Here is a 9,980-nt window from a genome sequence, read left to right on the forward strand (position 1 = left end):
TTTTCTGGATCCATGCATCATGACGAGATCGTCACAGCATGTGCAAACTCAAGCTAACCCGCGGTGTCGATCAACATGGCCGCATTCCTGCCGGAAGGAAGTTGTGAGGCGACCTCCTCAAGTAGCAGGGTCATCACCATGACCGAGACGTTGGTTAGCGCGAGCGTGGCCCTGATGTCGCGCGCGGGACAAACCGCACCGAAGGTTTAGGCCGAGCGGTAGCGCTAATCCTTGACCATACGCGGCCGCATGCCGCTGGGACCAGCAGCGGACCATGCCGTTCGTACACCCCCGCCCAGGCGAGGTCGAGGTGCTGCGGCAAGTGCTAGACCATGCGACGAACGAAACCACGACCGACGACTGCATCGACTTCGAAACCATGGCCACCGTCAGCCTCTTCGACCAGATTGTGCTTGGCCGGGCCAAGGAACGGCCGGCATGGCACTGTGATGCTCCTATAATGGTCAAGGCATTGCTGGTGCTGAGCGTTGAGCGTTTGCCGGGCGACGGAGATAGCCAAAGATCTCGCGGGCCACGAAGCGCTTGAGGCAGCGGATGATCTCGAGCTTAGTCTTTTCCTTGGCGGTGCGCCGCCCGACGTAGTCGAGGGTGGGCTGGTGAGCGCGCATGCGGACGATGACCACGCGGTAGAGGGCGGCGGTGGCTTGGCGGTGGCCGCCGCGGTTGAGCCGGTGCCGGCTGGTGTTGCCGCTGGGGGCCGGGACCGGGCAGACGCCACATAGCTTGGCCAAGGCCGCCTCAGAGTGGATGCGCTCGCGGTTGTCGCCGACCAGCAGCAGCATTTCGGCGGCGGTACCCGCGCCCATAGCGTGCGCCTGGACCAGGTCGGGGGCGAGCTGCTGGGTCAGCAGCTTGAGATGCACGTCATGATCTTTGACTTCGGCGGCGAGGGCCAACCAGCGCCGGGCAATCGCTCGCAGGCCGGTTTTGGCCGAGGCTGTCGTCGAGGTGAGCGGGCCTGGGCGCAGGGCGGCCAGGTGGCGGAGGAGCGTCATCTTGCCGCTGAGGTGGTCGAGCTGTTCGCGCAGCGCCGAAGGTGCGCTGACGATCATGGCTTTGAGCGTCTGCATGGCCTGGCTTCGGGCTGTGACCGCGGTGTCGCGGGCCACCTTGAGATGGCGGATCATCTCGACCGCGCTCGTGCCGGACTTCGGCAATGCCGTGGCCTGGCCAGCCAGGACGCTGCGGGCGGCGCTCTCGGCGTCAAGCGCATCGTCTTTACCCTTTTGCTGCCGCAGTTGGCGATTGGGGCGGTTGACCTCGAACACGGGATGATCGTGCTTGCCCAGGAAGCGGGACAGGCCAGCGCCGTAGGAGCCGGTGCCTGCGATGCCGAAGGCGCGGACGACCCCCAGGGACCCAGCCCAAGCCTGTAAGGCCTGGTAGCCTCGGCGGTTGGCCGAAATGGTCAGGCTGCCGAGCCGGGCGCCGAGTGCGCTGACCGCCACGGCGGCATGGGTGAGCTTATGGGTATCGACGCCGATGATGATGTCGGTACTGGACGCGGTCTCGCTCATGGTGTGACGCTCCGAACCAAACGAGGGGCCTGGCTATCGAGCGGGCGGACAGAACTGTGATGGGAGGTGACCCTCAAGCTCCTATGACGTCACGATCTGCCCGACAGACAGGTGCAGCCTGGAGGGTCGACACACCAAAGTCATGACACGAGGTCAGTTGCATCGAGGGTCAGACGCTCCAGACCGCACCGGTATACTCACAGTTGCAGCGGTCGGCGGTACGGACGCATTGATCCCTGCCGGATGTGGGTTCATGCGATCCGGATGTACTCCGGCCGTCCGAGATCCAGCATCCGGTTCAAGACGTTGGTGGCGATGGCCACTTCGGTCGCTTGGCGCCGATCCGTCTGCGAGCGCAGACCATCACCGATGACGCGCTTCCATCGCGAGACATCGGCCTCCACCAGAGCACGCCAGTTGTACCCCGACGCTCGCTGCCAGCCCATGCGACCGCGCTCGGTAATACATCGCAGATGCAGATCTCGCTATGTCGATGCGGTTGCAGCAGTGCTGCTTGACACCGCGTTCTCGCGTGGTGGCACGATGACGTCGGCATCTGGATGACGCGCTGCGACCTCAGCGTAAACATCGTCCCAGTCGTAGGCACCATCGCCGGTAAAGGACACCACGGAACCATCTACCCGATCGAGCAAGGGGCCGACCTGGGAGCCATCGTCGGCATCCCTGCTCGTCAGGACCGAGGCGACGATCTGGCCGGTGTCAGCGTCTGTGACGAGGTGGAGCATCTTCCAGCCCCGGCGCCGCTTGCTACCATGCTTCTCTTCCAGCCATCCGCCGGGACCACACAGCCGAAGGCCAGTGCTGTCCACCAGCAGGTGCACCGGCTCGCGGCCCGCCTTCGGTCGCGGCACCTCCAGCGTCTCGGCCCGACGGCTCAGGGTCGAATGGTCCGGCACCGCGAGGTGGAGGCCGAGCAGCTGCAGAATGGAGCCGATCAGGCCCTCGTCTGGCGCAGCGCAAGGCGGAACACGGCACGCAGCGTCAGGGCAGTTGCGATCGCCAGGTTCGAGTACTTCGCCTGGCACCGTCAGGTTGACCCGAGCTTGGCTGGTCGGGAGCGGTCAGGTAGACGGCCGGAATGAGCCTGCCAGCCAGCAAGTCGCCCTATGCCGGCTATCGCTTCCCGGCGGAGGTCATTAGCCAGGCGATGTGGCTATACTTTCGCTTCCCACTCAGCTTGCGCATGGTCGAGGAGATGCTGGCGGCGCGCGGTATCGTCGTCAGCCACGAGACAGTGCGGCAGTGGGCGCTCAAGTTCGGCCAGGAGTTCGCCAACCGGATCCGGCAGCGGCTGCCCCGCGCCGGAGACAAGTGGCACCTCGACGAGGTCTCAATCAGGATTGCAGGGATACGGCACTGGCTCTGGCGTGCCGTGGACCAGACCGGGATGGTGCTCGACATGCTGGTGCAGAGCCGACGCGATAAGCGGGCGGCAAAGCGCCTGCTGCGGAAGTTGTTGAAGCGGCAGTGCCGGGCGCCCCGCGTCATGATCACCGACAAGCTCCCGAGCTATGGGGCGGCCAAGCGGGAGGTGATGCCCGGGGTCGAGCACCGCCAGCACAAAGGCCTGAACAACCGGGCGGAGAATTCACACCAGCCGACCCGACGACGAGAACGGCAGACGAAGCGCTTCAAGTCGCCTCGGCAGGCACAGCGCTTCCTCTCCGCTCACAGCCAGAATGCCAACCTTTTCCATCTCCGCCGCGACCACGTCACCGCCATCCAGTATCGTGTCGCAAGGGCGCGGGCGTTCGAGGTGTGGTCGGATACCAGCGGGGTTGCCGTCGCTGCTTGAATTCTGCTGCGTGTCGCCTTTGGCATGCCAGCGCGGCGGCCGAAGCGTCGATAAATTGACGGTGCCGGGCCAGGTTTGCAAACGAACGGGCATCTGGTCGGCGAGATCGCTATCGCGACCGGCATGCTGAACCAAATGCTGCATCTCGGACGTCCGAACTACGTCCGCATCGTATGACCCGAAACACAGGTTGGGCTCAGTGCGCTCGTATCGTCGATCCGTGTAACACGGCAGGGCAGAAGGACTATTTTTGTAGAATATCCGCAAAAAACTGATTAATCTCGCTCTATTGGCAGAAAGTATCTCCACCAATGGCTGGTGTCGCATCCTCTTCAAAGTTAGTTAGTGACCCGGAATTCACCCAGAAGTTTCATCAGGCGGTTATTTCCTTCAGCACCGAGTGGACAATACTGCCGGTTGTGATGCAGACAGGAAGTGGACCGCAAGGGGGCTTGTGTCGCGCCGATCGCGGCATCGCTTTGATCGGGCGCGACATCAATCTAGCCGCTGTGCTGAATGCCAAGCAGGTCTTACTGTCCGTTGGATTCGAAGAGAAGTTTGGCAGCTTACCTCCGATTGTATACCGTACCCTCCCGCCGCCTGATCTGCCGCTCGCGGAAGTCCTTGAAGCAGCCTTTGATCTTGAGCCGCCGCTCAAAGTCGCTGACCCGGCGGAGTGGCTTCGAGTTGTGATTGAGGCTTTTGCCGTGGTGCCAGGGGCTCAGCCTGACTCCCGAGACACTGCGTGCCACGTCTCTGACGGGCCTGTCGAAGCCGTTACCTTGCAGTATCCCGCATCGCAAGCGCCGCTGACTGATCGTCCGAGCAACGGCAACATGACTTCCATCGTTGCCCCGCTTCATCAATCTACTTTTAGGGCATCACCGCTTTTCAAGGGCGAGGCTGTGTCGCCGAACGCCAGCGGTCAGGCTGAGACAGCAACTCAATCAAAAGAGCCTGCGGCCAAGGGCGATCTCAGTACTACTCCGAAACAGATACGCTTTCGAGACGCATTGCTTGTTGGCTCGACCGCTGTCTTGATCGTGTGCGGTGGTCTTGCCTGGGCTATCATGCATCAGTTTGACGGTAGCAATCCGCTCAGCCGAATGGCTGGTGATGGAACCGGGGCTTCATCGACCGCACCGGTTGTAGTGGAGGGTATGTCGATTGCGCCCAGCAATCCTGGCCGGGGCTTGGGTGGCCAGGGCACAGGCGAGGTTGCTTGGAGACCTAATCCGCTTGCGCCTACCCATGACCATCCCGAACGGCGTGTCGCGGACGGCGTGGAACCGGGTCACAAGCCGGAGGCAGACAACGCTGACGGCCAATCAACGGAAACGCCAACTCATTCGTCCCAGGCTGCAGTGTCTCCCGGTTCCCGCATGCTGCCCGATGTTCACCACCCAACCTTGCATCCGCCATTAGTCGCGCCTTCCACCGTGGCCATGGCCGTTCCGCCGGTGACTTCGTTGCCCGATGGCTTGTTGGGAACACGTACGGAGGCATCACACCCCCTGCCAACACCCCCCTTTGCGGCAGGCGAGGAGGGCAGGATAGAACCCGAGATGCGGCTAGGAGAGCGCTCCGGTCACCACTTGGAAGTCGCTCCCCCTTCCACGCTGCCCTCTGAGACTGTCCCGTCGGCGGACCGTACTAACGCTAGGGTCAACACTTCGGCTGCTCCGCCTAACATTAGCAGTGGGGAGCGGTCATCACAGTTGGCTGTGGCAGCGATTCCCTTCGGCTCTCTGTCACCGGCGGGGTTATCAACGTTCAGTTCACCCGATGAAGCCCAGCCGGAGGCCAGCACTCCAGCTGCCCAGTCTGACATCGGCGGTGTCGAGAGGCCTTCGCAACCACCCATTGCGATAACGCCGCCCGATCCCGCTTCGCCGCCGCCCGAACCACACCACAGTCAAACAGTGCATCAGAGCGCAGCGCCTACCACGGTGAACCCTGATGACCAGCCCCTGCCAGAGCGGGCCCTTTCGGCTGCTCCAGTTACACAGCAACCGCCCCAATCATTGGCAGCCACGGCGTCGCCACCGCTGCACAGCACGCCGCCAGCTTCGTCTTCACGCAATATGCCTCCTGACCTGCTGACAAACCTGTTGCGACGCGGCCAATTAGCCCCGCCTCAATTACCCCCACAGTCGGCGGCAAGAGCGCCAGTGGCGGTAAAGCGAACCGGTAGCGAGGGAACCACTGTGCAACGGCAGCCTGCCAACTCACAGTGCACACCCTTGCTGTCTAGGCTGCAGCTCGGAGAAAGGCCCACTCACAATGACCTCCTGCTCCTGCGATCCGCTTGCGCACCGCGGTCCTGACCGGTTCGCGCCGGCCAGATATTTGCTGCTAGTCCTCGGCTGCACAACGCTTGCGCTGCTGAACGCCTGCGCTGCGCCAGTAACCTCTGACCGACAGACGTTCAATGCCGCTGCCATTGCGCCGCCGCGGGACGCGCTTCCGTTGGAGGAGGCCGTGGTGCGCTTAGCCGAGGCGACCCTTGCGGGTGCCAAGGATCTGCCACCGCCATCTGGCGGCGGTCGAAGGCCGCTTGTCATCGATCCATTGATCGATCGCGCCAGCGGCATGGAAACCAGTGCAACCCGATCAATGGTTGCCAGCATTGAAAACTTGGTACGCGAACGCTATCCAGCTTTCGAATTAAAGCCCTTCAATGTTACCGTGCTCGACGAGAAGCCTCTCATTCTCCTTGGTTCAATCACGATGGTGACTGCACCAGGCAGTCTCACGAACACGTCTGGGCCAAGCAGCACCTATCGTATCTGGGCGGTACTGGGCAATCTCCAAACAGGTACAATTCTGTCGCACCCTACTGCTTGGGTACGGGCCGAAACGGTTGATCCGGCGCCTGTTCGCTTCTCAAGCGAAAGCCCGGTCTGGCTCGACGACGAGGCCATGGCAGCCTATCTGCGCACTTGTGCTGGCCAGCCAGGCACGCCCATGGACCCCGCCTATTTACGTGGGCTGCGGGCGCAGGCCGCCGTTGCTGGCGCGATTGATGCCTATGAGCGAAACCAGTTTGATCAGGCCCTTACCCTCTACCGGCAAGCAAAGAACGAGCCGGGGGGTCAACAGGCGCGGGTGCTGAACGGCCTCTATCTGGCGAACTGGGCGCTAGGCCGTCGACAGGAGGCTGAGACAGCTTTTAACGAAATGGTGAACTATGGTTTGGCGCGCAACCGGCTCGCGGTGAAACTACTGTTCCGCCCAGGTACTTCTGAGTTTACGCGCAATCCTGAGATCAGCGCCCCGTATCCTATGTGGCTGCGACAGATCGCCGATCGCGTGGTTGAGCGCGATATGTGCCTACAGGTTATCGGTCACACCAGCATCACAGGTTCAGACCTGCTTAACGACCGGCTGTCGTTAGCTCGTGCGCAAACAGTGCGGGTCCGACTGGCAACCAATAAACCATCGCTGCGAGGGCGTAGCCAAGCGGTTGGGCGCGGCTCACGGGAGCCAATAGTTGGGCTGGGCACAGATGACATGCGCGACGCACTTGATCGGCGAGTTGAGTTTGCACCCCAGCGTTGCATAGATTTGACGTAAATCGTCCTAACTGTCTGGTTGCGAGACGTCCTTGGCGGCTTCGACGATGTCACGGGCGCGGGCGATGTCAGCTGGACCCGCGCGGCCTTCCGGCTTGCCGCGAGCGAGCTTGCGTCGGGCCTTGAAGCGTTCGGCGACTGAGGTGACACGGCGAAAGTGGTCCGGCCTTGGTGCTAGTGTTTCGGCGGATTGAGGCGCTTGGGTTTGGTGGTCCAGGTTCAGCGTTAGCCTTCGCCGGTCGTCGAACCCTTCGTCGACCCGCAAAGGCTTCTTTGCAATAGGTATTCCTGCGGTGTCTTCTGCCCGAGAGCCATGTGAGGCCGGCTCTCATTGTAGTCCCGGCGCCAGGCCTCGACGATGGCACGGGCCTCGGCCAGCGTCTCGAACCAGTGCAGGTTCAGGCACTCGTCCCGCAGCGAGCCGTTGAAGGTCTCGATGTGGGCGTTGTCGGTCGGCTTGCCGGGCCGCGACAGGTCGATCTGCACCCCGTGGTGGTAGGCCCAGAGGTCCACCAGCTGGCCGGTGAACTCGCGGCGTTGTCGGCAAACAGGTACTTCGGCGCCCCCCGCTGCTGCACGAGGCGGTTCAGCACCTCGATCACGTGCTCGCCCTTGAGCCGCTGGCCAACCTCGATCGCCAAGCCCTCCCGGCTCCAGATGTCGACCACGGTCAGCGCCCGGAACTTCGTGCCCTGGCTGAGCTCGTCGTGGACGAAGTCGAGGCTCCAGGCCTCGTTGGGATGCTTGGGCACGTAGCGCGCCTCGCGGTGCACCACCATTTTGCGCCGCCTCGGCCGCTTGCTGCGCAGGACAAAACCTTCTTCGCGGTACAGCCGCCAAGCCAGGTTGCGCCCCACGGTCCAGCCGTCACGCCTGAGCATGATGTGGACCCGCCGGTAGCCATAGCGGATCCGCGTCTGCGCGATCTCATGCATGCGCTGGCGGATCTCGAGGCGTGGGTCCCTGGTGCTCGGCTTGCGCTGGGTCGATCGATGCTGGCGCGTCAGAGAACAGGCCCGGCGCTCGCTGGTGCCGTGGCTCCGCGCCACATAGGCCACAACCTCCTTCATGAGCGCTGGCCGGGAAACTTTTTTGACAGGACATCCTGCAGCACGGCCTTGTCGAGGCTGAGCTCGGCCACCAGCCGCTTGAGCCGGGCATTCTCCTCGGTCAGCTGCTTGAACTCACGGACCTGGTCCGTCTCCAGCCCGGCGTACTGCTTTTTCCAGCGATAGAAGGTTTGTTCCAATATGCCGAGCTTACGCGTCAGCTCAGCCACCGGCAGGCCCAACTCGGCCTGCTTCAGCACCGCCACGATCTGCTCCACCGAGAACCGCCGCTTCATGGCCAATCTCCACATCCGTCATGAGGAAATCCGCCGAAACATTAACACCAAGGCCGGACCACTTTCGCCGTGTCACCTCACGCTGCCGCCGGACTACATTACCGGCGGACCGCTTCTACGGGGGCAGGTCAGATCGGGATGCGCCGGGGCCGGCGGACTCATCACGTAGTCGACCTTGAACAACCAGCAAGTTGTTGATCTGAGGCAGGAAAGCTCGGGATCTGGGGTGCTGGAATCGCAGGGTTTGGTTGGAATGGGCGGCAAAGCCTGCGATTCTGTCGCCCATGAAGCACCGTTCCCGCCCGGCTGAGCAGGACGACCTGCTGCGTCCTCGACTGCTCGACATGATCGATGGGCGGCACGAGCTGGTCCGGCTGGCGGCGCTGATCGACTGGTCCTGGTTCGAGCGGGAATGGGCCGGCTTCTTCCCGGCTGGTGAGGGGCGGCCGGCCATCCATCCGCGCCTCGTGGCCGGGCTGATGTACTTGCAGCACGCCTACTCCCTTTCCGACGAGGCCGTCCTCGCCCGCTGGGTGGAGAACCCGTACTTCCAGCACTTCACTGGCGAGATCTTCTTTCAGCATCGCCCGCCCATTCACCCCTCCTCTCTCAGCCGCTGGCGCGGCCGCATCGGTGAGGAAGGCGTGGAGTGGCTGCTGACCAAGACGATCGAGGCAGGACGGGCCGCGGGTGCCGTGTCAGAACGCAGCTTGGCCGAGGTCGCGGTGGACACGACGGTGATGGAGAAGGCCATTGCGCATCCGACCGACAGCCGCCTCTACGAGAAGGCGCGCCGCTCCCTCGTGGCGCTGGCCTACAAGGCCGGGATCACCTTGCGGCAGAACTACAGCCGCCTGGCCCTACGCCTGGCAGCTCAGGCTGGGCGTCACGCCCATGCCCGGCAGTTCCGGCGCATGCGCAAGGCGCTGCGCACGCTCAAAGGCTACACCGGGCGCGTCCTGCGCGACGTCGGCCGCAAGCTCGGCGCCGTCCCCGAAGGCGGGCTGCGGACGCGGATCGAGCAACGCATGGCCCTCGTCACTCGCCTGCTGCGGCAAGCGCCGAAAAGCCCCGGCAAGATCTATGCCCTGCATGAGCCCGAAGTGGACTGCATCTCCAAGGGCAAGGCGCGCGTGCGCTACGAGTTCGGCTGCAAGGTGGGCATCGCCACCACGCTCACCGGGGGCTTTGTCGTGGGCAAGCGCTCCATGCCCGGCAACCCCTACGACGGCCATACCCTCGCCGACGCCCTCCAGCAGGTCGAGACCCTGACCAACCAGCGTCCCAGCCTCGCCGTGGCCGACCGCGGCTACCGCGGCCATGGCGCCCACGGCACCAAGGTCCTCATCAGCGGCACACGGCGTAACCTGACACCGAGGCTGACAAGACTGCTCCGGCGCCGCAGCGCCATCGAGCCCGAGATCGTCCACATGAAGATCGATGGCCGTCTCGCCCGCTGTGCCCTCAAGGGCACCCTCGGCGATGCCCTCTTTGCCGTCCTCTGCGGCTGCGGCCACAACATCCGCAAGATCCTCGCCTACCTCAGAGCCCTTCTGGCCGCTCTCCTCGCCAGTCTTATCCAGACAATCGCTCAAGCAGGACGTCACCCAGTTACAGCCCGCGCAGCCTGACGGGGTTATTCAGGGCCGACCACGTAGCCGGCCTCGACGCCGTCGAAGGTGCGGCGCAGCGCCTCGGGATCCGTG

General features: G+C 63.5%; 7 protein-coding genes and 1 pseudogene. 4 read left to right on the forward strand and 4 right to left on the reverse strand.

Annotated elements, in window-relative coordinates; all coding sequences use genetic code 11:
- Positions 1-464: 464 nt before the first annotated feature.
- The 3 genes from AC5JJ1_RS04945 to AC5JJ1_RS04955 all read right to left on the reverse strand — a co-directional run bounded on the left by AC5JJ1_RS04945 (position 465) and on the right by AC5JJ1_RS04955 (position 2,584).
- Positions 465-1,538, reverse strand: a complete 1,074-nt coding sequence (locus AC5JJ1_RS04945) for an IS110 family transposase (RefSeq protein ID WP_495784007.1) — start codon at positions 1,536-1,538, stop codon at positions 465-467.
- Positions 1,539-1,789: 251 nt separating this feature from the next.
- Positions 1,790-1,942 carry a hypothetical protein gene (locus AC5JJ1_RS04950; protein ID WP_495784008.1) on the reverse strand — a complete coding sequence of 51 codons (153 nt, stop codon included), beginning with the start codon at positions 1,940-1,942 and terminating at the stop codon, positions 1,790-1,792.
- A gap of 81 nt (positions 1,943-2,023) precedes the next feature.
- Positions 2,024-2,584: a transposase gene (locus AC5JJ1_RS04955; RefSeq protein WP_495784009.1), complete on the reverse strand. Its 561-nt coding sequence runs from the start codon at positions 2,582-2,584 to the stop codon at positions 2,024-2,026.
- Positions 2,585-2,637: 53 nt separating this feature from the next.
- Here AC5JJ1_RS04955 and AC5JJ1_RS04960 point away from each other — a divergent pair, with 53 nt between their 5' ends.
- The 3 genes from AC5JJ1_RS04960 to AC5JJ1_RS04970 all read left to right on the forward strand — a co-directional run bounded on the left by AC5JJ1_RS04960 (position 2,638) and on the right by AC5JJ1_RS04970 (position 7,071).
- Complete coding sequence (locus tag AC5JJ1_RS04960) at positions 2,638-3,354, forward strand: IS6 family transposase (protein WP_495784010.1); 717 nt, start codon at positions 2,638-2,640, stop codon at positions 3,352-3,354.
- A 2,349-nt stretch (positions 3,355-5,703) separates the two neighbouring features.
- Positions 5,704-6,930, forward strand: a complete 1,227-nt coding sequence (locus AC5JJ1_RS04965) for an OmpA family protein (protein WP_495784011.1) — start codon at positions 5,704-5,706, stop codon at positions 6,928-6,930.
- A gap of 18 nt (positions 6,931-6,948) precedes the next feature.
- The gene (locus AC5JJ1_RS04970; RefSeq protein WP_495784012.1) at positions 6,949-7,071 is read left to right on the forward strand and encodes a hypothetical protein; all 123 of its coding nucleotides are present in this window, start codon (positions 6,949-6,951) and stop codon (positions 7,069-7,071) included.
- A gap of 83 nt (positions 7,072-7,154) precedes the next feature.
- Here the strand turns inward: AC5JJ1_RS04970 and AC5JJ1_RS04975 are convergent.
- A pseudogene (locus AC5JJ1_RS04975) lies at positions 7,155-8,274 on the reverse strand (IS3 family transposase).
- 284 nt (positions 8,275-8,558) lie between these two features.
- Here AC5JJ1_RS04975 and AC5JJ1_RS04980 point away from each other — a divergent pair.
- Complete coding sequence (locus AC5JJ1_RS04980) at positions 8,559-9,905, forward strand: IS5 family transposase (RefSeq protein WP_495784013.1); 1,347 nt, start codon at positions 8,559-8,561, stop codon at positions 9,903-9,905.
- Positions 9,906-9,980: the final 75 nt, after the last annotated feature.

The sequence above is a fragment of the Belnapia sp. genome (assembly GCF_059504005.1).

Coding starts and splice junctions, on each gene's coding strand:
- AC5JJ1_RS04945 (WP_495784007.1), bottom strand. CDS start 1,538: ATGAGCGAGACCGCGTCCAGTACCGACATCATCATCGGCGTCGATACC.
- AC5JJ1_RS04960 (WP_495784010.1), top strand. CDS start 2,638: ATGAGCCTGCCAGCCAGCAAGTCGCCCTATGCCGGCTATCGCTTCCCG.
- AC5JJ1_RS04980 (WP_495784013.1), top strand. CDS start 8,559: ATGAAGCACCGTTCCCGCCCGGCTGAGCAGGACGACCTGCTGCGTCCT.